Below are 22,873 nucleotides of genomic sequence, written 5' to 3' on the forward strand. Positions count from 1 at the left end.
TCAGTGTACTTTGCGTTGGTCCTCAAAGAAAACCTGGCAAAAAGGATACTTCACCAAGAATAACATTCTTCGAGGCAATGTTTTTAGGTAAGTAAATAGGTGTTTGGTAGTTAATGTATAAGTGGAATTTCAATTCTCACTTTTAATCCAGCATTTGGTTGCGTTTCAAATGTGGCAGTACCTTTCAGTACCTTGGTTCGGGTTTCGATATTTTTCAGACCGAGACTTTTTTTCTTATATGCCTGTTCAAAATCAAACCCTTTCCCATTATCTGCATAATCAATTTTCAATATCGAGCTCTCTTTACTCATACGTATCTCTATTAATGTAGCACCCGAATGTTTTACCGCATTATTAAGCAATTCCTGTAATATGCGGTAAGAAGCCAGATTAATAATATTACCGAGATTAGTTACATTCGTATCAATATTTAAGGCGATATCTAAATCTGATATACTTAGTATTTTTTCACACAAACTTTCAATAGCAAATGCTAACCCGGCTTCTTCTAAGCCCTGAGGAAGTAAGTCGTTCGAAATTCGTCTTACATTATCAATGGTGCTGTCAATCAATTGCTTGTATTGTGTATTCGTTTCTTGTATCTCGGGTACTTTAGTAGTTGGCATCTGGCCTACAAGTAAACGCATGAGACCTAAAGATGCACCAACTTCATCGTGCAAGTCACGAGCAACTCGTATGCGCTCATCTTCAATTGCTTCCAGAGTACTATAAAATAACTCCTGTTGATGCTTGGTTTCGGCTATCTGCACACTCATTTTATGCTCAAGCATTCTTCTTTGATACATTACCATAAAGATGATAATGCCGCTGGCTAATAAAAAAAGCATTATGGTGCCACCGATAATCATCACATACATATCAACCGATGCACCTACTTGCGAGGACTGTGCCATAGACCAATTCCGATAAAAATATACATTAAGCCTAACACACAGGCATGAATGGCCCATGATAATAAACTTAGCTGTATGTCTTGGGTTAAGATTAAATTGCCGAGAACAAATAAAAAGAGACTACCTGCAAAGTAAAACAGAAATCCGGCATTAATCCAAAACAAAGGCGATTTTTCTATTGAAATTATTTCTAAAGATTTAAGTGTTTTATAATAGGCCGTAATGGCATAAAATACTACAAGGAGACATTCTAAGCCGCGGGGATAAGCGTTTTGCTCAAAAATTGATTGAATAACAAATGCGTATAGAATTGCAAATGTGGTAAACATAATGAAAATACCATAAATGATTTTTTTATTTAGAAAGTCGCCAAGGTATTCTTTATAAAACCATGAAATCAAGCCGAATTCCGCAATTGTGTAAACATGCAGAAATGGTGAATTATTCTTAACAAATCTAACTGAAACGATAGCTATCAATTGGAAAAACAGAGCAAAAAGCAGATAATAAAAGATAGGTTTTAGCTCTCCTTTTAAGTACTTTCGTCGGTAAATCGCAATTGCCAGCGGAAAAAACAGGAGGACAGTTACGTAGGTTACCAAAAAATCACCAATTGTTCTAAGCATTTTGGGTAGGTTTATCAGATAAATTTTAGCTCTACAAATATACAGATTTGTAGAGCTAAATTTTAATAACAGGCAGCAAAGGTCGTTTTGAGTGCATCGAGGACATTTTCAGCATTCATCAATAAATTAACAAAGCGTAATTGCGACTGAATCAACTAAAAACTCAGGAAACATTTTCGGACAAATACCTCTTTTACCAGGGTTAAAGGTTAATATAAGGCATCATGAACCGACATTACGCTTGTTATTCTGCAATTGTCAATTGTTTAAGTCACTATCTGGGTCACAGTATGGTGGGCAAACTTTTGAGAAATCATTTACGTACTGGTCTTGCAAAGTTTCCGGATCATAGTTAATAAGATCTTTTATTTTCAGACGAGTAACTGCACTTACATTCTCAGGCCCTATAGCATTTACCATCAATAAATGTGGCTGGTAAATACCAGTATCAAGCAATTCTAAACCAATATACATTCGTATCCAGTTAGCATCAGGGGCAAGATCAGATAAATCCTGTATATCTTGCTTTCTGATTGCAAAAGCTTTCATTTCATTTGGTTGAATCTTGGCTTTTTGCAAATCGAACTCCAACCAGTTGTTTATCCATTCCTTGGCGGTTTTTAAAGGGATTTTGTAAGGATCTGGATTTGCTGTTGGCCCGTTTACCGGAGCGTTTGTGTTTTTTACATCTAAGTTCATTTTGTTTGATGGTTAAGCAAAATTAGGTGCTTTTATAACCGCTGATATGCGTAAAAATACCTGTTTTTGCAGAGGTGAAAAATTACCTAAATCCATATTCAAAAAGCAAGCCAAATAAAAAAGAGTATTTCTTTAAAAGAAGGCAAAATTAAAAACAGGTATTTTTACGCATTTACAGTTTTGTTTTTCTTCTCAATTTTGGGTATTGATTTTTAGCACGATAAAGAGCTATAATTTTTATAAAATTGATACACCTAACCACTATCAATATTATAAAAACGAATGTAGTGAAGCTATACTATTATTTTTAATAACGTTTGCTTAACTATCGGAAAGGATTCCACTCAGCAAAAGATTTTAGTAAGAATAAAATAGGGTTTGGCCTAAACAACACCAGCAAATGCTTACTTAATTTAGTAAAACATTTCTTTCTCTTTTATTCTTTTCACAATGTTTCTTATTCTCAAGATTGTTTTCTCAAAGTTGCTCAATTACAAATCCGGCAAATGCTTTTATGTCGCTGGTTTAATATTTACCTTCTCATATCAGAATAACTGTTACTTACTTGATTCGTTATAAAATCCTTGGTGAATAAAAATAATAAAGGTGGAACCTGCAAACAGATTCCACCTTTACAAGAATTGTATTCTTATTAACCCCATGTTTCGGGCTTTCTGCGCCATTTTTTAAGAGATACCAGAGATTCGGCAGAGATATAATTTTGTTTAATTGCCTCATCAATTAAAGCATTATAATTGCTCAATGTTACCAAAGGTACATTCTTGTCGGCAAAATTCTTATCGGCTATTTTAAAACCATAAGTAAAAATAGCCACCATGCCTACTACCTCTATTCCGGCTTCTCTTAACGCATCTACCGCTTTAAGTGAACTTCCGCCTGTAGAAATCAGGTCCTCAATTACTACAACTTTCTGACCTTTTTCAATACGCCCCTCAATCTGGTTACCCATACCATGTTCTTTTGGTTTCGGACGAACATAAGCAAAAGGTAAACCTAATGTTTCTGCTACCAAAGCACCTTGTGGAATGCCAGCAGTCGCTACACCTGCTATTAATTCGGCATCAGGGAAATGTTTTTTTATTGCTTTTGCAAGGGATTTTTTAATAAATGTTCTTGCTTCAGGATAAGATAATGTTACACGATTATCGCAATAGATAGGAGAATTCCACCCAGAACTCCATTTAAACGGTTGTCCAGGGTTCAATTTTACTGCTTTGGTTGATAACAAATAAGAAGCAATTTTGTGGGAAGTATTCATTTAAAATAAAATATGTTATGAAGGCTTAGTTTAAAATATTGAGTGAATGTATGATTGAGTTATTATCAGATTTCTAACTAATTTAAAGGGTAAATTAAAAATGAGTGATTAAATTAATCAATTGATCACTCATTCTTCTTTTGGAATTTTCATGACTAAAATTTTATCAATACGGTTTTTGTCCATATCGATAATCTCAAATTCATAATCTCCCCATTCAAATTTATCCCCAGTATCGGGTATTTCTTTCAGGATATTCAAAGCAAAACCACCAAGGGTATCAAAACCTGTATATTCTTTGCGATTATTAATTGTGATTTCAAAATGGTTAAGGAAATCGTCAAAAGGTAAGGAGGCATCAACCAGAAAGCTACCATCTTCACGCTCATGAATTTCGTACTCAAACTCGTCGTCTACTGAAATGTCTCCTACTAAGGCATCTAAAATATCATTAAGTGTAATGATACCTAATACACTTCCATACTCATCAACAATAATACCCATATGGATACGTTCTTCACGGAATTTCTCCAATGCCTGATAAGCATGATTATTTTCAGGAATAAACAATGGTTCTTTTAGATTTGATTCTAAATTCTGAAGCTCTGTATCTAAATCCTTTCCTAATAAATTCTTTATGTAGAGTAAGCCTATAATGTTATCTATTCCATCTTTGCATACAGGATAAACAGAATGTTTGTATTCAATAACTTTATCTCTGTTTTCTTCAAGAGAATCATCAATATCAAGAAGTGTTATTTCATTCCGGCTGGTCATCAGGGTTGTGATTTTTCTATCTCCAAGATGAAAAACATTCTGCACTATTTCCTGTTCAATTTCATCAATTGCTCCTCCGGTAGCACCTTCCTGAATCATTGATTTGATTTCTTCTTCTGTTACTGAGTTTTCGGTTTGCTGAATGCCCAAAATCTTGAAAATAAGATCGCTACAGATGGTAAGTAACCAAATAAACGGAGAAGTGATTTTTGAAAGGATATTCATGGGAGCTGCCATTACTTTGGCAATGGCCTCTGGATTTGCCATACCAATGCGTTTCGGCACCAGTTCGCCTAAAACCAATTGAACAAAACCAATGATTAACACTACTAAACCTACAGCGATTTCATCGGCATATTGTTGTGCTAAACCCCAACTCATTAAAGTGGTTTTTAGCTCTTTTGTCAGGCTATCACCAGAAAAGATACCTGTTAAGATGCTAATAAGGGTAATACCGATTTGAACGGTCGATAAGAAACGGTTGGGTGAATTTGCAAGATCGAGCGCGGCCTGAGCTCTTTTATCGCCATTTTTACTTAATATTTCGAGTTTTGTTTTGCGGGAGGATACCAAGGCAATCTCAGACATCGAGAAAATTCCGTTAAGTATCACTAAAAAAAGGATAATTAAAATTTCCATTTAAATGGTTTTGGCTTTACAATTTGCAAGCCAGATGGTGATTAAAATGCAAAATAATACCTTTTACAGATATTGTAAACGAAAAGCGTATTATAATTTTTTTATGACTTCTATTACTTCCAAAAAAATTACGAACTTTGTTGTCTGAATCAAATCTGCCTGAACAAAACAAATGGTTATCTTCATTGACGACAAACCTGTAAAAATTATTAGTAAAAAAAAGTTTCAACACCTGCATGGGAGTGATTTTGATACTATCATAGATGCCCGATTAGAGCAGTTAAATGAAAAGAAACTTAAAGGCCATGTAATTGTATTAAATACCTCGGCGGCCACCATTGAAAAATTCTTCCGTTTGTTAGGAGCAGCAAAAGATTTTGAGTATCAATCAATAGTGTTCATAGTAGACGATAAGGAGGCTATTGAAGAGCAGATTAAGAGCTATTACAGAGTAGTAAAAGCAGCCGGTGGCGTGGTATTTAACCATGAAAACAAAATTCTGATGATGCACCGTCTTGGCAAATGGGATCTGCCTAAAGGTAAACGCGATGACGATGAGAAGTCGAAAGATACAGCGGTAAGAGAGGTAGCCGAAGAATGTAACATTACTGTGGTTTTGGGTGAAAAAATTTGCACTACCTGGCATACTTATGCTATGGGAGGCAGCAGAATACTTAAACGCACCAAATGGTATAGAATGAATTGCATAGATGACTCTGAAATGAGACCTCAATTAGAAGAAGATATTGAAGAGCTACAATGGATGGATGATAAGCAGATTCAAAAGGCTTTGCTTAATTCTTATAGTTCTATTCGTTTTGTTTTTGATGAGTTGAGGAAACGGGAAAAAGAGCTTTGATTTTTTTGCATATATATCAACAGATCAGAGTTGAAGTCGAATCTATTAAATGAACTATGTTTATTATAAATCTTTTGAATGATAACCCACAACAAAATAATAAAATTGAATATTAATCAAATGGGCAAGTCTATCCATTTGATTAATAGTTTATTGTTTTTTGCTATTTTACAAAGCGTCAATGCCCAATCCTGCAATCCCTCTGATTTTCAATTAAGCCCAAGTACACAAAACAAAACCATAGAATGGCAGAAATTTCCGGAATTTAATCTTCCTTTTCAGGTAATTTATGGAGGGCCAAGATTTAATGATACTCAAAGGCAGCCACTCAAACATGGCTTTAGTCATTTGGCTACTTTTGAAGGCGCCGACGATAATTTGCCTAAGAACCAAAGAGCATTAGTATGGTATGGTGTAGCTTATACAGGTACAAATCAACCTTGGGAGAGTGTCAGAAGCCCCTGGAATAATAATCTTGAAGGCTATAAGGCCAAATGGCACCATGAACTCGCCACCATGCCAGAGGTTGATTTGTTAGTTCCTGATATTGAGCGCCAAATCAAATCAAATGATTCTATTCTTGTGCTGAAAAACCATTCGGCTACTCCGTTAGCTTATCAGAATCTGGATAATAACTCTTTTATAACTCAGTATAAACAAGATTTGCAAAACCTTTATGCTGAAGCTTTTGGTTTTACAAAGAGTAATAAATCGGCCCGGATAGCTGGGTATTCAGATTCCCCGATTCTAAATACTTACATTAATATTCCGGGCAATTCCTGGCAAAAATGGATAACTGATCCAAGTTTATTGAATTACCTGTTTTATGATTTTTCAGGCAATAAAATAGGGGGGAAGGTTTTTGACCGACAGGATTTTTTCAGCCCATCAGCGTATTATTACTATGATTATCCTAACCCATTAGCGCCTGATTATCTGGCTTATCTTTTGTTTCAGATTGAAGTAAACAAGGCCTGGGCACCAGATAAATCTATCATTCCTTTTGTATGGTTAAGATATAGTTATGTAACAGATGCGGCCAGAAAATTCATTAAGCCTTTTATGGCAGAGGCTACTGCGATTTTCCCTTTTTTCTCAGGTGCCAATGGGTTATGGTTATGGGATGACCCGGCTTTGTTTGCCAATAATGAAAATTTTGCCACTTACGAGTATTTTATTAATGGACTCTATCGTCTGTCAAAATATAAAGATATGTTTGCAGGAGATTATCGACTGGTAATTCCGCAACCTGCTCACAACTATATTGATAAACGAAAACCTATCTGGAGAGGTATTGCCAAAGGAACAGATTTTTTAGTAGTGGCGCATAATCCATATGCAAAAGATGAAAATGAAATTGTGATTGTTGAAGCTACTTACAATAACTGGAAAGTAAATATAACTCTTAAAGGGTATGAGGTTTTTCTTTGTAAATTTGATATGACCTTACTGGCCAATGAGCCTGAGCAACCACTTTCATTGTTTAATGTATTCCCAAATCCTTCACAAGAAAGTCTTACAATCAAAATCAATAGTTTACTTTATCAAACCGGAAAACTTGAAATTGTTGATGTAAAAGGTGAAATTTTACATCAGGAAAATATTGATTTACAACCGGGTGAAAATAATAAGACAATTAAAATTAGTCATTATCTAAGTGGAACATATTTTGTGAGAGTTTTAGAGTCTACTAAGAAATTTATTAAAGAGTAGTTTCTTAATAGAAAATTCCATAACCTATGTACGAAACCGGGCTGAAATACAAAACTATGCTTTGCGGCAATTGAGTAAATAGAAAAACGAGTTAATTGCTATGGAAAACTGAACAAATCAAATTTTGTGATGTTTTAACATCTAAACCATTCCTTTTAAAATATGCCCAATCAACTCATTCATGAAACAAGTCCGTATCTATTACAACACGCACACAACCCTGTTGACTGGTATCCATGGGGTGAGGCGGCGTTAACTAAAGCTAAGACTGAAAATAAACCAATATTAGTTAGTATTGGTTATTCGGCTTGCCATTGGTGCCATGTAATGGAAAGAGAATCGTTTGAAAATAATCAGATAGCTGCTTTAATGAATGAGCATTTGGTATGTATAAAAGTGGATAGGGAAGAACGCCCTGATGTTGATGCCATTTATATGGAATCGCTGCAATCAATGGGAGTAAGAGGAGGATGGCCATTAAATGTATTTCTGATGCCCAATGCACAACCATTTTATGGCGGCACTTACTTTCCGCCACAAAACTGGGCTAATTTAGTGGTGAGTATTAAACGTGCTTTTGACGAAAACTATGATAAATTGCAGGAGTCAGCTGAGGGCTTTACACAGAATATGCTTTTTAAAGAGTCAGAGAAGTATGGATTAAGTGCCGATGAAGAACTGACTTTTACAGAAGAAGAGCTGGTGACGATTTTTAATAGAATCAGAGTAGATTTTGATTATGAAAAAGGGGGTATGAACCGCGCTCCAAAATTTCCGATGCCAAGTATCTGGAAATTTCTGCTTCGCTATTATGCTGCTACCAGAGATGAAAGAGCATTACAACATATTTCGTTGACACTTGATAGATTATCATTAGGAGGCATATATGATATTTTAGGCGGTGGCTGGACACGTTACTCGACGGATGAAGACTGGAAAGTGCCACATTTTGAGAAAATGCTCTATGATAACGGTCAATTAGTTTCTCTTTACTCAGAAGCTTATGCCCTTACAAAAGATCATCTATATAAAGATAAAGTTACTCAGACTATTGAATGGATAGAAAGAGAAATGACCAGTGAAGAAAATGGATTTTATTCAGCTTTAGATGCTGATAGCGAAGGAGAAGAGGGCAAATACTATATCTGGTCAAAAAGGGAAATTGATTATATATTGGCAGAGCAGTCGAAAGAGTTTTGTGAAGTATTTGGCATAACAGAAGGGGGAAATTGGGAGCATGGAAACAATATTCTGCATTTGGAAGATCGCCTTTGGGCTGTAGATACTGCTAAATGGAATAAACTATATGCTCAATTATTAAAACAAAGAAATACAAGAGTACGACCGGGACTGGATGACAAAATACTTTGCTCTTGGAATGGACTGATGATGAAAGGGTTGGTTGATGCTTATCGTTATATTAATAACCCTGAGTTTTTAAGGCTGGCAATAGCTAATGCTAATTTTTTAAAAGAAAAAATGACTTCAAAGGTTTTAACTGAAGAAGGCAAAGAGGGTAGAGGTTTATGGCATAATTATAAAAATGGTAAGTCCACACTAATTGCTTATCTGGAAGACTATGCAAGTGTAATAGATGCCTATACGGCACTTTATCAGATAACTTTTGACGAACAATGGCTCAGAGAAGCAGAAATGCTTGCTGACTATACCATTGCCAATTTTTATGATGCTGAAGATGAATTTTTCTATTTTACTGATAGCCAAGGTGAGCAATTGATAGCCCGGAAGAAAGAATTGTTTGATAATGTGATTCCAGCTTCAAATTCAATTATGGCGAGTAATCTTTATAATTTAGGGTTGATTCTTGATCGTCAGGATTTTTTAGCAATAAGTAAAAAAATGTTGGGTAAAATGAAGAAACTGGTGCTGACCGAAACCCAATGGCTCACCAATTGGGCAACCTTAGCTACCCAACTCGCCAGACCTACAGCCGAAGTAGCGATTGTAGGTAAAGATTTGCAGAATGTAAGAGCAATTTTGGATGAAACTTATGCTCCTAATAAAGTATATGTCGGTGCCGAATATGCATCGGAATTACCATTGCTGCAAAACCGGACTGCTAAAAATGCAGAAACAATGATATATGTCTGCTATGACAAAACCTGCCAATTACCGACATCAGACATTGGCCAAGCACTTAAATTGATGAACTGATCGACTATTTAAAGACTGATACCACCTTATAAAATATTTCCGTTAAGTGACTCTTCAATCACTATCGACTTCGGTGCAGTAATTGATGTCGGCATTAATATGCTTGTTTCTAAGCTATTTGATTATTGTAAAAATCGCCCATTTAAGGGTTTTATTGAAGCTGTGCCAGCTTATGCTTCTTTGACAATTTTTTATGATGTTATAGAAGTACGAAATGCCTGTATATTTGCTAATACATCGTATGCTATTGTTGAAAATTATTTGACGATTGCTTTGGATAACTTAAATCTATCGGAAATAAAAGAACCAGAATTAATTGAAATCCCTGTTTTATATGATGGGGAGGATTTGGCTTTTGTAGCAGAATATAATCAATTAAGTATAAAAGACGTAATACAAATACATGCCCAATCCACTTATCGTGTATATATGATTGGCTTTTTACCCGGTTTTGCTTATTTAGGTGGTATGGATGAAAGAATTGCTACCCCAAGAAAGTCAAACCCACGCACTAAAGTGCCTGCTGGGAGTGTAGGCATAGCAGGTAAACAAACAGGCATTTATCCCCTCGAAAGCCCTGGTGGTTGGCAATTGATTGGTAAAACTTCATTGTCATTATTTGATAGAGAGTCTGCATCACCCTCACTTTTGAAGGCTGGAGATTTAGTGAGGTTTATAAAAATTGAGTAGTCATAATGTCTATTGTTAGAAATTAGTTTTATCAAATTATTAATAAAAAATTCAACTATCTTTGAGCCTATCAACTCTATTTACTAATAACCTATGATACATGCAAAAGCCGCTATTGCAAACGGAGGAGGAGATTTTTCTATTCAAACGATTGAAGTTGATGATGTACCGGTATGGGATGAGGTATTAATACAAGTAAAAGCCGCAGGTATATGCCATACCGATTGGGATTCTCAATCATGGGGTAAACCTCTGATTATGGGGCATGAGGGAGCAGGAATAATTGTAAGAGTAGGCCCGGAAGTGAAAAATCTACAAGTAGGTGATAAAGTGATACTCAATTGGGCGATTCCTTGCTACCAATGCTTTCAATGTCAGGAAGGTAATCAGCATATTTGCGAAGTTAATTCACCTGTTACAGCAGGTAATAAAGTTTCAGGTGGGCATGCTCGTTTAGAAGCTTCAACTTTTAATGCTATTCCAGTCGAGCGTTCTTTTAGCCTTGGAACCATGTCAGAATATACCTTAGTTCGTGAAGCTGCTTGTGTAAAAATAAATGTGGATATACCTTTTGCTTCTGCGGCCATTATTAGTTGTGGAGTTATGACAGGCTATGGGTCAGTGGTGAATGCCGCTAAAGTAAAACCAGGCTCTTCTGTTGTAGTATTAGGTACAGGCGGAGTGGGGTTAAATGTGATACAGGGTGCAAGAATTGCTGGAGCCGCCAAAATTATAGCTATTGATATTAATCCTTCCCGGCTTGAAATGGCAGTGGAATATGGAGCCACGCATACAATATTAGCCTCAAAAGATGATATTGGCCTAATAGAGGCAGCAAAAAAAGTAAAAGAACTCACACATCGTGGAGCAGATTATGCATTTGAGTGTACTGCTATTCCAGCCTTAGGTGCAGCCCCTTTGGCAATGGTACGTAATGCAGGTATGGCAGTTCAGGTTAGTGGTATTGAGCAGGAAATTAATATAGATATGAATCTTTTTGAGTGGGATAAGGTATACATTAACCCGCTTTATGGCAAGGCCCGTCCACAAATTGATTTCCCGGTTTTACAGGAACTTTACAAAAAAGGTGATTTAATTTTGGACAAAATGGTAACACAAACTTATAGCCTTTATGAGCTCAATATTGCTTTTTCCGATATGCACCAGGGTTTGAATGCCAAAGGTGTGATTGTATTTTAGCAAAATAAGTAATGCGAAATCCTGAGAAAGAATTGAAACCTCAATGAACGGCCATAATTTTTACTTTTTTAATGCCTTTCAGATGAACTTCAATATGTCGGTCTTTAGCTTTATTTTCATACTCACTAATCGCTTCGACAATATCATAGTCAATAAAATTACACTCACTACCATCAATAGTTAAAACGCTATACTCTTCAATCTGGTCAAGTGATTTTCTTAAATTTACCTTGTTTAAAAAAGTAACATTAGTGTTTAGTTTGATGTAATAATGTGATATCCCCTGTTGTATAGATGTCGTAATTTTATATTCAGCCTTGAAATTATTCTGTATAATAAAATAAGCACTTAAAAGAAGCCCGATACCGACACCAATCAAGAGGTCTGTCAAGAGAATAGTTACGATTGTAATGATAAAAGGCAGAAACTGTTTCAAGCCCAGGCTCCACATATCTTTATAAAGTTTGACTTTCTCAGATTATATCCGGTTACCAAGAGTATTGAGGCAAGCGAAGCAAATGGTATTATATTTAATAAAAACGGAACAAGGCTTACGGTAAGCAGTAAAAAAATACTATGAGTTAAAGCCGCAAATCTTGTTTTTGCACCAGCATCAATATTGGCCGCACCTCTAACAACTACTGCAGTAACCGGAATCCCCCCAAGCAATCCGCATAATATATTCCCGATACCCTGGGCAAATAATTCTCTGTTTACTGGTGTGATCCGGTTGTGTCTATCCAGTTTATCAATGGCTTCAACACTTAAGAGTGTTTCTATACTTGCTAAAAGGCCTATGGTTAAACCAAATTGCCATATTTCTGTATGTAAGAATATTTTTGAAAATGCAGGATATTGAATATTAGTAATGCTGTTTTTGGGAACATTTACAAACTGATGCGGCTTAAGCTGAAAATGAGGGAAGTAAATCTGAAGAAGATTACTAATAATTATACCAACAATGACAATTAATAAAGGAAGTGGAATGCTTTTGAGAACTTTGAACTGAAGCTTTTCTAATATCATATAAAGCGTTAGTGAGATGATGGAAATTAGTAGGACACCAACATTTGCATTTGAGAAACTATTTAAAAAGAATGTATGCCAGAAATCTGCCTGGTCGAAGCCAAGCATGATAGGTATTTGTTTTGAAATCAGAATTATCCCGATTACTGATAACATACCTTTAATAATTGCGGAAGGAAAATAGTTGACAATTATCCCAAGTTTTAATACTGCTAACAATAGCTGAAGGAGACCAGCAATAATAACAGTAAGTAAAAACATAGGAAAGTCACCCAACGAGAGTATTGCCTCTGCGACAACCGTACTTAAACCAGCAGCAGGACCGGAAACGCTTAATTCTGAACCGCTTAATAATGAAATTACAGATCCTCCGATGATTCCCGATATGAGTCCACTGTATAGTGGTGCCCCAGAGGCCAGGGCAATTCCAAGGCATAAGGGTAGGGCTACTAAAAAAACTGACAGACCAGCCGGGAGGTCATGCCTGATCCAAAGAAACCGATAGTATTTGAGTGTTCGTTTCATTAATAAACTGACTGATAAGATTTTATGTGGAGTGTTTTGTTAAAAGTTTATTCGGGCAGAAATTCCTTCAGCAATTGGTAAGGATAGCCTAAATCTGAAGGAGAGGCAAATTTTACGTAACCTGATACGGATTGAAATAAACAGAAATTAGACTCATTTCTGGAAAAAATTGAAGTGTAAATATTCAGACAGGCAAAATTTAAATATCAGCCAGCTCCAATATAGTGGAATGAGTTCCAGCTAATTGTGCTGTGTGATTAAAAATCGGCTAAAAGTAATAAACTAAATAAATCTATTTTATGATTTTTGTCATATATTGAGCAAGAAGACTATTAAGTTGAAAGATAATTCGATTAATTTGGAAATTTGAATTAATTTATTGCTGAATAAGTGGTAGGCTTATTACGATAACTTATGTAATAATTGAGTATTTTGTCAATTGTTTTAAATTTTACAATGTCAAACTTCTTCACAATAGAAATATCTGACCCCATTTATGAGTTTGATAATCTCCGCTGGGTTACTGTCAAGAGCAATGCCCTTAAAAAAAGAGCTGATGTAAGTGTTTTTATTCCGAAAGGAGTAGTACCCCAAGACATTAAAGGAATAGTTATTCTATTACATGGTGTTTATGGCTCACATTGGGCTTGGTCTTTGAAAGGGGGCGTGCACAGAATTACACAAAAATTGATTGATGATTTTAAGATACAACCCATGCTCTTAATTATGCCGTCTGATGGATTATTTGGTGATGGAAGTGGTTACTTATCTCATCATACAGAAAACTATGAACAATGGATTGTGGAGGACCTGAAAAATCTTATTCATGAAATTCAATCTGATTTAAAGCCTGATTTGCCCTTTTTTATCACAGGGTTGTCGATGGGAGGCTTTGGTGCCATGAGATTAGGTGCTAAATATCCACAAGTATTCAAGTCCTTTTCAGGTTTATCTTCAATCACAGAGTTTTCGCAGCTCAGACAGTTTTTAGAAAATAATGACGATTCGGTTTTAAAAGAAAATGTATTGGCCGAAGAAAATACCTTGCAATGGATATTAGCCCATAAAAGCCAGTTGCCTCTTTTTAGATTCGATTGTGGTAAAGATGATTTATTAGTTGAGCCTAACAGAAAACTTCATCAGGAATTAGAGTCAAATGGTATCCCTCATATTTATGAAGAGTATGAAGGATCGCATGATTGGCCTTACTGGCAAGGGCATATAACAGACACTTTATTGTTTTTCAGCAAATTTATTGAGTGATTTAGAAATTAAGAGAATAGGCTCACTTTTTGACTTTTCTGATAGGAAGTTATTTTACGTAATATTAATCGTTCAATCAATTATTTAACTGTGCAATTCTTAAAATCCGGCATACTAAGTACCTATCAGGATTCGGGAAGGAAAGGTTATTGCTATTCAGGCATTAATCCGAATGGTGCTATGGATATAATAGCTGTTAGATTGTTGAATATTATTTTGCAGAATTCTGAAAAAGAAGCGGCTATTGAAATACATTTTCCAGGTCCTGAAATTTTTTTTGAAAAAGATACCCTTATTGCCATCGGAGGTGCTGATTTTTCGCCCTTTCTTATTACGGATAGCAAACAAATAGTAGAAATGAATAATTGGCAATGTACATGGGTGTCAGCAGGAAGCATATTGAAGTTTAAAAAACGTTCCTTTGGGCAAAGAGCTTATATTGCGATCAAAGGCGGTGCATCTGTAAAAGAGTGGTTAGGAAGTAAAAGTACCAATGGATTGCTTGATTTCAATACTATCAAGGCCAATAGTCAGATTGATACTCAATTGTTTCCAAAGCCTGATTTTTTCCCATATTTAGCTTTTTCTCTTCTACCACCTTATTCGGACTCACCCATTATCAGACTTATCAAAGGCAATGAATATGATTTATTAACTCATGAAAGTAAGACCTTATTAGAAAACCAACCATTTGGTATCAGTCTAAACTCCAATCGTATGGGGATCAGATTAGAGGGGGTGGCGTTAAACTTAGAAAATAAATTAGAACTGATTTCGTCTGCAGTAGATTTCGGTACTGTTCAATTATTACCAGATGGCCAGTTGATTATTCTGATGGCAGACCATCAAACCACTGGAGGATATCCTCGTTTAGGCAATGTAGTTTCTGTTGACCTCCCGATTTTAGCCCAATGTGGAGCACAGGATACAATTCAGTTTCGATTTATTTCTTTATCCGAAGCTGAGGAATTGTTAATTTTAAGAGAAAAAGAGATAAGAAAACTAAAGGTAACCTTTAGCCTTTTAAGCGGAAACAGCATTAAATAACAACATATATAATGAACCAAAGTATTGACCTGAACTGTGATATGGGTGAGTCATTCGGGATTTGGACAATGGGTAATGATGAAGTACTGATGAATTACATTTCATCGGCAAATATTGCCTGCGGTTTTCATGCAGGAGATGCTACCATTATGAGAAAGACTGCTGCGTTTGCTCTGCACAAAGGTGTTGCTATTGGTGCTCACCCGGGTTTTCCAGATTTACAGGGTTTTGGTCGCAGAAATATGCACCTAAATGCACAGGAAGTTTATGATATATGTATTTATCAGATAGGAGCGATGCTAAATGTGGTAAGAGCTTTGGGTACAGCCTTACATCATGTAAAGCCTCATGGGGCAATGTATAATTTGGGGGCAAAAGAGGTAAAATTAGCAAACGCTATTGCACAGGCCACCAAGGACAGTCATCCCGATTTAATTCTTTATGGTCTATCTGGTAGTTTTCTGATTAGGGAAGCCGAAAAAATAGGTTTGAAGACCGCTTCAGAAGTTTTTGCTGACAGAACCTATCAGAATGATGGTAGTCTTACACCACGCACGCAAGCCAATGCTATGATTGAAAATACAGACGATGCTGTGAATCAGATTATCAGAATGGTCAAAGAGAAAACAGTTGTTTCAACCGATGGAAATATTGTTACTATTAAAGCTGATACTATTTGTTTACATGGTGATGGAACCCATGCTGTTGAATTTGCCAAAGCCTTGAACAGGAGACTCAGAACAGAAGGATTGCAAGTGAAGACATTATAGATATAAGTGAATGGTACTTTATTTGAAAAAGAAACTTCCGGAATAGAAATTAGTTTATCCGGAAGTTCATTTTTAAGCACACGTCTTCTCTTACATTCTGAGTAATATTTCAGAAATAGGGATTTAAAGTAATTTTATCTGATTATTCTTTTGTTGGCACAGGAGGCGGTGGAGGGGGCGGAAGTTGCTCTGTTGCTCCTTGTGAGGATTTTTTAACCTTTTGAAGAAGTAGAGTCTGTTTTGGTTGGTCCTGAGCTGGTTTATCTAATACTAATTTTGTCGCGATAAATTCAACTTCTTTGGCTCCTTCCTTTTTCATAAGCCTTTTCTGAGCCTGACCATCAGGCATTAATACAAACTCTCTACTAAGTTTTGACTTAAACTGAACAAGTTCAGTTTCGTCTATTTTTTTTAGTTGAAGTTGAGTCGGAGAGTCAAATTCTATTTCTGGATCTCTTAGGTCCGACTTAAGTTTCAAGGTAATTGCTTCGTCCATTTTTTTGAGTTCTGGTGGTATCTCAGTTGTCTGATCATTCATGCAACTGAACACAAACATCAAAACTAAAATCAAAGGGATAAAAAGCAGGAACCTCGAATACTGCAATTGATTCGATTTGTTCTGATTCATTTTACTGATTCTGGTTTTAAGTGAATAAAAATTGAAATTGGTTACTAAACTAAAATAATTATTGCCGGAAAAATGCAGAAGCAAATACTGGTAGGATTTTTTGTCAATACCTTTCCCAATTACTAAAGCATCTGTTAAAAATTCAAGATTGTCTCTAACTGAATTTTTTAGAAACCAGGCGAATGGATTAACCCAGTTAACAATTCTGATAAACTCAGCTAATAGTACATCTAAACTATGATTCTGTTGAATATGTATAGACTCATGCAAAAGAATTTTTGTAATTTCAGAATTTGTCAAAGCACTCTCCGAAATAAATATCGACTTTCCAAAAGAGAATGGTAGAATGTCGTGATGTACTACATACACTTTTAGCCCACAAACTTCTTTTATATAGGCGTTCCGTTTAAGTTTCAGATATGATAGGTACTGAATAGCCTGATGAATACTGAAAGCAGTTATACCAGAAAAATAGATAATCAAAAAAATCGGGCTTAAGACAATCAATTTGGTAATTGGATTAAAAAAGTGCTGGCCTGAGGTCTGAACTGAAGGGACATATTGACCTAAATCAGTAGTGCCAAAATGTTGGTTGAATAAAACACCAATCCAGTTAAAGTGTCCAACGGCTAAGAAAAAAGCAAAGAATATAGTAATCAGAAAGAAAAAACGGTTTGAATTGAAAAAAGTGAGTTTTTCTAAAAACAGTTTATAGAAAACCCAAATACCCGTTATATTCAGGCTGAATTTCAATAATATAAGTAAGATAGTTGTCATTTTTTTTCAGATTCAATCATTGAAATAATTTCCTTTAACTCACCAGGGGTTAGTTTGTTGTTTTCCACAAAAAAGTTAACCATCTGCTGATAGCTGCTATCAAAATAATCTTCAACGAATCGATTAAGAAATGAGTTTTTATAGACAGTCTCGGTAATAAGAGGGGTGTATAAGCTTACGTTTCCAATTTTACGGCTTTTCAGAAAACCTTTCTTTTCAAGGTTTTTAATTGTTGAGGCAAGAGTAGTGTAGGGAATTTCTTCTTCACCTACCTGGTCTAAAATAGCTCTTATGTGAGTCTCTCCCAACTGCCATATCACTTTCATGGCTTCCTCTTCTTGTAACGTAAGTTTTTGCATAATCTACGAATTGTTTTTCAAATCTACGATATTTTCGTAGATTATGCAAATATTTCGTAATAAATATTTTATTCATGTTTAGCATCTATTTTTTGCCCAAATAAATGCTTAAAATGCACTGTGGAGAACGTTTTTGTTTTCTGTTAGTTTAGTATACTATTTTTTAATAAATTGCTTCGTCGGTAAAGAAATATCATTCGTTTTTGCCGGCTATATGTAAAAACTAAATACCTACCTTAGAAATGTTTCAAAAGAATCAGAAGAAAGTACTGACTGCCTGGACTATGTACGACTGGGCAAATTCGGTACACAATCTCGTTATTATTACTGTTGTTTTCCCGATGTATTTTTTAGCAACAACCACTGTTAAGGATGCAGAAGGGAAAATTATTGACGATGTGGTAAATTTCTTTGGTTTTCATGTCCAGAATTCTGTTCTCTATTCTTATGCTATTTCCGGGGGCACTTTATTATTGGTTTTATTGAACCCCATTCTTACACCTTTGGCCGATTCCAGCGGGCGTCGCAAGTTTTTCATGAAACTATTCTGTTATTTAGGGGCGGCCAGTTGTGCATATTTTTATTTTTTTACCAAAGATAATGTCTCATGGGTAGTTATTGCTTTTGGGTTATCTGTTGTAGGGTGGGGCGGGAGTATTGTTTTTTATAATTCATTTTTGCCAGAAATTGCTACTGAAGACCGTTTTGATAATCTGAGTGCACGAGGTTTTATGATGGGCTATATAGGTAGTGTATTATTATTGATTTTTAATCTTGTTATGATCATGAAACCGGAGTTTGTCGGCCTCTCACAAGCAGATAGTGATTCAGGGTTTACGGCCCGGATTTCTTTTCTCACAGTTGGATTGTGGTGGGCCTTATTTGCACAGATTCCCTTTTATTATCTGCCCAAAGACCATGTGAAACCATTACAAGGCAATTGGTTGAGCAGTAGTTTTCATGAATTGGGTAAAGTTCTTAAAGAAGTGAGACAAAACAAATTGGTTACCAAGTTTTTATTAGCCTTCTTCTTCTTTGATATGGGAGTAATGACAGTTATTTATGTTGCCACTATTTTTGCTGATAAAGAATTACATATTGAAAAAACAGGACTTATTGTGACACTTCTGTTAATTCAGTTAATTGCAATTCCCGGGTCGTTTTTAGCCTCATGGTTATCGGGCAAGTTAGGTAACACCAAAGCCCTGTTGATAGAGATTTTTGTATGGGCTTTGATGCCTTTGGCGGCTTATTTTACAACCACCGAAAAGGAATTTTATGTAATTGCCGCTGTAGTTGGTTTAGTAATGGGGGGGATTCAGTCGCTTTCACGCTCCACTTACGCCAAACTGATTCCGGAAAATACTGAAGACACTGCTTCTTATTTTGGGTTTTATGATATTGTTGAAAAAATGGCTATTACTCTTGGAACATTGTTATTTGGCTTTGTAGAACAAATAACTGGCAATATGAGAAATTCGGTACTCGTAATTCTGGTATTTTTTATTGTTGGCTTTTTATTGTTGATGCGTATTCCGTCAAAAAAGATTTATAATTAGAGAATTGCTCGAGTATTTCGGGAAATTATTACCTATACTTTTATAGCAGAAATGTTCTCTTTTTTATTATTTTTGCCAGTATTAACGGATAGCGAGTTAGTTTTGTCAGAATATACTTTTCTATCATAATGTTTAATATTTTTAAGTAGTTTAAATAATGTGTAGGTAATTTTGCTTTTAATGTTTTCCTAAACAACGATATATCCTACATACTTGACCTTTTTTTATGAGAGTCCTTTTTGATCATCAATCATTTTCCGGGGCAAAATTTGGGGGTGTAGCAAGATATTTTTATGACTTGATGCACAATCTGAAATATCATCAGGAAGTTGAGGTGAGCCTGTCTTTGCTTTTTTCCAATAACGAATATCTGAAAAGTGCCGATGTAAAAAAGGTTTTCCCTTTTAGTTATTTTTTAGGGTATGGGCTTACCAATACATTTTTCTCTCATGTTAACCGGGCAAATAGTGCATTTCAGATAACAAGACATAATTATGACCTATTTCATCCAACCTATTTTAACGATTATTTTCTGAATTTTTTGGGAAAAAAGCCTTATGTTATTACGCATCATGATACTATTCCTGAAAAATTTGCGACACAATACGCCGAACTTGACGGTTTTGATAAAGCCTATAAACAACGTGTATTAGACAAAGCGGCAAAAATCATTGCAGTTTCGGAAAACACAAAAAATGATTTATTAGATATTTTTCATTTAGCTCCTGAAAAAATAGAGGTTATTCATCATTCTACCCATTTTGCTACATATAAACCGGCAGATGATTTTGATATTGCTACTCCTGAAAGGTATCTTTTGTATGTTGGTAATCGTGAAAACTATAAAAACTTCGATGTATTTCTTAAAGCCATTGCTCCCATTCTTCTAAGGCAATCTGATCTATACCTGCTCTGTGCCGGAAGCTATAGTTTTAATGATAATGAGCAGAAACTATTCAATGAGTTAGGTATTAGTACAAAGATTCTGCATTATGAAATACAGAATGATGAAGTATTGTTCAGAGTTTATCAGAAGGCAATTGCTTTTGTTTATCCTTCATTATATGAAGGTTTCGGCATACCTATTCTGGAAGCCTTTGCCTGCGGTTGCCCTGTTGCATTGAGTGATCGTTCCTGTTTCCCTGAGGTTGCGCAAAATGCAGCCATATACTTTAACCCTGACAATCTTGAAAGTATTGCTTTTGGAGTTGAAAGACTGATTGATAGTGCAGAATTAAGATTGAATTTAGTTAAGAAGGGCTACCAGAGATTAAAAGATTTTTCGCCTGAAAATACAGCAAAAAAGACTTTGGATGTCTATCGAAGTGTGCTTAATAGATAAATGGCATTCCGTTTCTGCTACTTTATCACCAAACTACTTAATTTATTACCAATATTACGAATTTTCGTAATTATTTTATTATTAATCAGATTTCATCAGACAAATTATGCGAATTATTATCTGTGATATATATGTGAAATTAGTGGGGCATAATTTAGGACATATTCAAAATATCTTACGCTTTTTAGAATTAAATCCTGATGAGACCGAATACGTTTTTTTACTGAACCCAGAAGCCAAAAGTATTCCTTCAATACGCACCTCTGCAAAAAATATACAAATAATTTTCTTCACTGAGGAAGAGTTTGCTCCACATAATTCAGGTATGAGCCTGATAAAATCAACCCAATTCCTGTGGAAATCAATAATGAAATATGTCAGTGACTGGAAAGCAGACAAATTGCTATTAATGATGGTTGATATGTTTCAGCATACTATTGGGAGTAGTCGATCGTCGTGCGAAATTACCGGTATCATGTTTAATCCATATCCAAGGGTAATTCCAGCCCTGGGTACACTTCGTGCCAAGCAACAAACAGCTGTTACCAAGGCCCGTAAATTGTTCACTTCCTGGTGGATGCTTCGGAATAAACAGTTAAAGAAAGTATTTATCTTTAATGATAAGCAAACGGTCAAATCCATGAATGAAACATTAGGTACAAAAATATTTACCTATCTGCCCGATCCAGTATATGACTATCCTTCAAGATCTGGATTAGTGATCAGAGAGAAATACAAGATTGATCCAAACAGGAAAATTCTTTTGGCTTTTGGCATGATAGACAGTAAAAAAAATGTAGTTAATTTACTGAGGGCCTTACAGGAATTATCGGCTGAGGAAGCGGCTAATAGCTGTTTGCTTATAGTAGGAAAAGTGAGACCAGAGTATCAGGATTTATTAACTGAAGCTGTTAGAGAAGCAAAAAAACTACGACCAGAATTACTCGTGGTTTCAGAGAGTAGATTTGTTGATGATGATGAAATGGAGTCTTTTGTGCAACAAAGTGATGTCATCTCCTTAGTATATATTAATTTCTATTCATCAAGCGGTGTCATAGGATTGGCTTCCCGCCACAATAAACCTATTATTGCTACTAAGTTTGGGGTGGTGGGAGACCAAACGCGTGAATACAAATTAGGTTTGACCGTAGATGGGCACAAACCTGAAGAAATAAAAGAGGCCTTTCAATATTTTCTTTATACACCAAAAGTAGTCTATCCAGAAAAAGCCGGACAATTCATAAAAGACCATACCGGTGAGGCTTTTATTAGGACCCTGTTAGAATTATAAAAACTCTATCTGTGCATCGTTACTCCAACTTGCTCGCAAAATTCCAATACGGGGCAGGTGGAGCATTTAGGTAAATTGCCAGTGCAGATATGTTTTCCAAATGGCATTAAGAGCCTGTTGATGTCAATCCATTGTTTGACGGGCACTTTGGCTTCTAATTGTTTTAATGTTTTTTCAGGTTGATTTGCCTGTATAAACCCCCACCTGTTCACTACCCGATGTACATGAATGTCTACACTTATGGCAGCTTGCTTTGAAGCAACCCCTAATGCAAGGTTAGCACATTTAGGCCCAATACCTTTCATCTCAGTTAGTTTTTCAAAATCAGCAGGTAACTCTCCTTCATATTGTTCAATTGCGGTTTTAGCAATACCAAGCATAGTGTAAGCTTTTTGCTCGGAATATGAACTTCCGTAAAGTAACTCAACTAATCTTGTAGGGCTTAATTTCAGCATTTGATCTGGAGTTCTGGCTACTTCAAAAAGCCTCAGAGAAACAGGAATGGTTGTTTCGTCGAATGTACGAATAGAGATGATACAAGAAATTAACTGTTCAAATAATGAGGTATATCCTCGTTCAACCAATTCAAACATGGCAGCTTTCGGAAACGGCCTGATAGCTTCTTCAATACGGGCAAGCATCAAATCAAGATTAAAGCCTGGCTTCATATCATATAAAGAGTTTTATTATAAACACGATATGAATAACAAAAATA

21 protein-coding genes are annotated in these 22,873 nt (G+C 35.6%); 11 read left to right on the forward strand and 10 right to left on the reverse strand.

Translation table 11 applies throughout. From position 1 onward, the window contains the following. Window positions 1–110: 110 nt before the first annotated feature. From H1R81_RS04075 to H1R81_RS04095, 5 genes are all read right to left on the reverse strand, one after another. Complete coding sequence (locus tag H1R81_RS04075; RefSeq protein WP_181839390.1) at window positions 111–914, reverse strand: sensor histidine kinase; 804 nt, start codon at window positions 912–914, stop codon at window positions 111–113. Beyond that, on the reverse strand, window positions 893–1,540 hold the full coding sequence (locus H1R81_RS04080; RefSeq protein ID WP_181839391.1) for a hypothetical protein: 648 nt from the start codon (window positions 1,538–1,540) through the stop codon (window positions 893–895). The genes H1R81_RS04075 and H1R81_RS04080 overlap by 22 nt, the downstream gene beginning before the upstream one ends. 258 nt (window positions 1,541–1,798) lie before the next feature. Continuing rightward, the gene (locus H1R81_RS04085; RefSeq protein WP_181839392.1) at window positions 1,799–2,239 is read right to left on the reverse strand and encodes a hypothetical protein; all 441 of its coding nucleotides are present in this window, start codon (window positions 2,237–2,239) and stop codon (window positions 1,799–1,801) included. Between the two features lie 652 nt (window positions 2,240–2,891). Beyond that, window positions 2,892–3,518, reverse strand: coding sequence for an orotate phosphoribosyltransferase (gene pyrE / locus H1R81_RS04090; RefSeq protein WP_181839393.1), 627 nt, complete (start codon window positions 3,516–3,518; stop codon window positions 2,892–2,894). A gap of 129 nt (window positions 3,519–3,647) precedes the next feature. Next, entirely contained in the window at window positions 3,648–4,934 is a 1,287-nt protein-coding gene (locus H1R81_RS04095; RefSeq protein WP_181839394.1) for a hemolysin family protein, read from the reverse strand. 172 nt (window positions 4,935–5,106) lie between these two features. Here H1R81_RS04095 and H1R81_RS04100 point away from each other — a divergent pair, with 172 nt between their 5' ends. The 5 genes from H1R81_RS04100 (at window position 5,107) to H1R81_RS04120 (ending at window position 11,571) form a co-directional block, all read left to right on the forward strand. Next, window positions 5,107–5,793, forward strand: coding sequence for an NUDIX hydrolase (locus H1R81_RS04100; RefSeq protein ID WP_181839395.1), 687 nt, complete (start codon window positions 5,107–5,109; stop codon window positions 5,791–5,793). A 120-nt stretch (window positions 5,794–5,913) separates the two neighbouring features. Next, window positions 5,914–7,506, forward strand: a complete 1,593-nt coding sequence (locus H1R81_RS04105; RefSeq protein WP_181839396.1) for a T9SS type A sorting domain-containing protein — start codon at window positions 5,914–5,916, stop codon at window positions 7,504–7,506. Between the two features lie 162 nt (window positions 7,507–7,668). Further along, a complete protein-coding gene (locus tag H1R81_RS04110) occupies window positions 7,669–9,681 on the forward strand; it encodes a thioredoxin domain-containing protein (RefSeq protein ID WP_181839397.1) in 2,013 nt (670 codons plus the stop codon). A 33-nt stretch (window positions 9,682–9,714) separates the two neighbouring features. Beyond that, complete coding sequence (gene pxpB, locus H1R81_RS04115) at window positions 9,715–10,371, forward strand: 5-oxoprolinase subunit PxpB (protein WP_310588055.1); 657 nt, start codon at window positions 9,715–9,717, stop codon at window positions 10,369–10,371. 93 nt (window positions 10,372–10,464) lie between these two features. Further along, on the forward strand, window positions 10,465–11,571 hold the full coding sequence (locus H1R81_RS04120) for an alcohol dehydrogenase catalytic domain-containing protein (RefSeq protein ID WP_181839398.1): 1,107 nt from the start codon (window positions 10,465–10,467) through the stop codon (window positions 11,569–11,571). Window positions 11,572–11,611: 40 nt separating this feature from the next. Here the strand turns inward: H1R81_RS04120 and H1R81_RS04125 are convergent, their stop codons facing one another. After that, entirely contained in the window at window positions 11,612–12,022 is a 411-nt protein-coding gene (locus H1R81_RS04125; protein ID WP_181839399.1) for a SulP family inorganic anion transporter, read from the reverse strand. Further along, complete coding sequence (locus H1R81_RS04130; RefSeq protein ID WP_181839400.1) at window positions 12,004–13,122, reverse strand: SulP family inorganic anion transporter; 1,119 nt, start codon at window positions 13,120–13,122, stop codon at window positions 12,004–12,006. The genes H1R81_RS04125 and H1R81_RS04130 overlap by 19 nt, the downstream gene beginning before the upstream one ends. A 456-nt stretch (window positions 13,123–13,578) precedes the next feature. Between H1R81_RS04130 and H1R81_RS04135 the strand changes: the two genes are divergently transcribed. The 3 genes from H1R81_RS04135 (at window position 13,579) to H1R81_RS04145 (ending at window position 16,202) form a co-directional block, all read left to right on the forward strand. Next, complete coding sequence (locus H1R81_RS04135) at window positions 13,579–14,385, forward strand: alpha/beta hydrolase family protein (protein WP_181839401.1); 807 nt, start codon at window positions 13,579–13,581, stop codon at window positions 14,383–14,385. Between the two features lie 90 nt (window positions 14,386–14,475). Further along, entirely contained in the window at window positions 14,476–15,432 is a 957-nt protein-coding gene (locus tag H1R81_RS04140) for a biotin-dependent carboxyltransferase family protein (protein WP_181839402.1), read from the forward strand. Between the two features lie 11 nt (window positions 15,433–15,443). After that, a complete protein-coding gene (locus H1R81_RS04145) occupies window positions 15,444–16,202 on the forward strand; it encodes a LamB/YcsF family protein (RefSeq protein ID WP_181839403.1) in 759 nt (252 codons plus the stop codon). A gap of 142 nt (window positions 16,203–16,344) precedes the next feature. Here H1R81_RS04145 and H1R81_RS04150 read toward each other — a convergent pair whose 3' ends face one another. Then, window positions 16,345–17,607 (reverse strand): M56 family metallopeptidase, encoded by a 1,263-nt coding sequence (locus H1R81_RS04150; protein ID WP_181839404.1) that lies wholly within the window; start codon window positions 17,605–17,607, stop codon window positions 16,345–16,347. Next, window positions 17,604–17,966 carry a BlaI/MecI/CopY family transcriptional regulator gene (locus H1R81_RS04155; RefSeq protein WP_181839405.1) on the reverse strand — a complete coding sequence of 121 codons (363 nt, stop codon included), beginning with the start codon at window positions 17,964–17,966 and terminating at the stop codon, window positions 17,604–17,606. The genes H1R81_RS04150 and H1R81_RS04155 overlap by 4 nt, the downstream gene beginning before the upstream one ends. Window positions 17,967–18,208: 242 nt before the next feature. Between H1R81_RS04155 and H1R81_RS04160 the strand changes: the two genes are divergently transcribed. The 3 genes from H1R81_RS04160 (at window position 18,209) to H1R81_RS04170 (ending at window position 22,158) form a co-directional block, all read left to right on the forward strand. Further along, on the forward strand, window positions 18,209–19,525 hold the full coding sequence (locus H1R81_RS04160) for an MFS transporter (protein WP_181839406.1): 1,317 nt from the start codon (window positions 18,209–18,211) through the stop codon (window positions 19,523–19,525). Window positions 19,526–19,751: 226 nt separating this feature from the next. Beyond that, window positions 19,752–20,867: a glycosyltransferase family 1 protein gene (locus H1R81_RS04165; protein WP_181839407.1), complete on the forward strand. Its 1,116-nt coding sequence runs from the start codon at window positions 19,752–19,754 to the stop codon at window positions 20,865–20,867. A gap of 106 nt (window positions 20,868–20,973) precedes the next feature. Next, entirely contained in the window at window positions 20,974–22,158 is a 1,185-nt protein-coding gene (locus H1R81_RS04170; RefSeq protein ID WP_181839408.1) for a glycosyltransferase, read from the forward strand. Between the two features lie 5 nt (window positions 22,159–22,163). On the opposite strand, the gene nth is transcribed toward H1R81_RS04170, so the two are convergent. Further along, window positions 22,164–22,826, reverse strand: a complete 663-nt coding sequence (gene nth / locus H1R81_RS04175) for an endonuclease III (RefSeq protein ID WP_181839409.1) — start codon at window positions 22,824–22,826, stop codon at window positions 22,164–22,166. Between the last annotated feature and the right edge of the window lie 47 nt (window positions 22,827–22,873).

Origin of the sequence: Emticicia sp. BO119 (genome assembly GCF_013912375.1) — a bacterium.
In the GTDB taxonomy this organism is placed as follows: domain Bacteria; phylum Bacteroidota; class Bacteroidia; order Cytophagales; family Spirosomataceae; genus Emticicia.

Bases quoted from the DNA above. Each gene is read 5' to 3' on its own strand.
- H1R81_RS04075 (WP_181839390.1), bottom strand. From the start codon at position 914: ATGGCACAGTCCTCGCAAGTAGGTGCATCGGTTGATATGTATGTGATG.
- H1R81_RS04080 (WP_181839391.1), bottom strand. From the start codon at position 1,540: ATGCTTAGAACAATTGGTGATTTTTTGGTAACCTACGTAACTGTCCTC.
- H1R81_RS04085 (WP_181839392.1), bottom strand. From the start codon at position 2,239: ATGAACTTAGATGTAAAAAACACAAACGCTCCGGTAAACGGGCCAACA.
- pyrE (WP_181839393.1), bottom strand. From the start codon at position 3,518: ATGAATACTTCCCACAAAATTGCTTCTTATTTGTTATCAACCAAAGCA.
- H1R81_RS04095 (WP_181839394.1), bottom strand. From the start codon at position 4,934: ATGGAAATTTTAATTATCCTTTTTTTAGTGATACTTAACGGAATTTTC.
- H1R81_RS04100 (WP_181839395.1), top strand. From the start codon at position 5,107: ATGGTTATCTTCATTGACGACAAACCTGTAAAAATTATTAGTAAAAAA.
- H1R81_RS04105 (WP_181839396.1), top strand. From the start codon at position 5,914: ATGGGCAAGTCTATCCATTTGATTAATAGTTTATTGTTTTTTGCTATT.
- H1R81_RS04110 (WP_181839397.1), top strand. From the start codon at position 7,669: ATGCCCAATCAACTCATTCATGAAACAAGTCCGTATCTATTACAACAC.
- H1R81_RS04120 (WP_181839398.1), top strand. From the start codon at position 10,465: ATGATACATGCAAAAGCCGCTATTGCAAACGGAGGAGGAGATTTTTCT.
- H1R81_RS04125 (WP_181839399.1), bottom strand. From the start codon at position 12,022: ATGTGGAGCCTGGGCTTGAAACAGTTTCTGCCTTTTATCATTACAATC.
- H1R81_RS04130 (WP_181839400.1), bottom strand. From the start codon at position 13,122: ATGAAACGAACACTCAAATACTATCGGTTTCTTTGGATCAGGCATGAC.
- H1R81_RS04135 (WP_181839401.1), top strand. From the start codon at position 13,579: ATGTCAAACTTCTTCACAATAGAAATATCTGACCCCATTTATGAGTTT.
- H1R81_RS04145 (WP_181839403.1), top strand. From the start codon at position 15,444: ATGAACCAAAGTATTGACCTGAACTGTGATATGGGTGAGTCATTCGGG.
- H1R81_RS04150 (WP_181839404.1), bottom strand. From the start codon at position 17,607: ATGACAACTATCTTACTTATATTATTGAAATTCAGCCTGAATATAACG.
- H1R81_RS04155 (WP_181839405.1), bottom strand. From the start codon at position 17,966: ATGCAAAAACTTACGTTACAAGAAGAGGAAGCCATGAAAGTGATATGG.
- H1R81_RS04160 (WP_181839406.1), top strand. From the start codon at position 18,209: ATGTTTCAAAAGAATCAGAAGAAAGTACTGACTGCCTGGACTATGTAC.
- H1R81_RS04165 (WP_181839407.1), top strand. From the start codon at position 19,752: ATGAGAGTCCTTTTTGATCATCAATCATTTTCCGGGGCAAAATTTGGG.
- H1R81_RS04170 (WP_181839408.1), top strand. From the start codon at position 20,974: ATGCGAATTATTATCTGTGATATATATGTGAAATTAGTGGGGCATAAT.
- nth (WP_181839409.1), bottom strand. From the start codon at position 22,826: ATGAAGCCAGGCTTTAATCTTGATTTGATGCTTGCCCGTATTGAAGAA.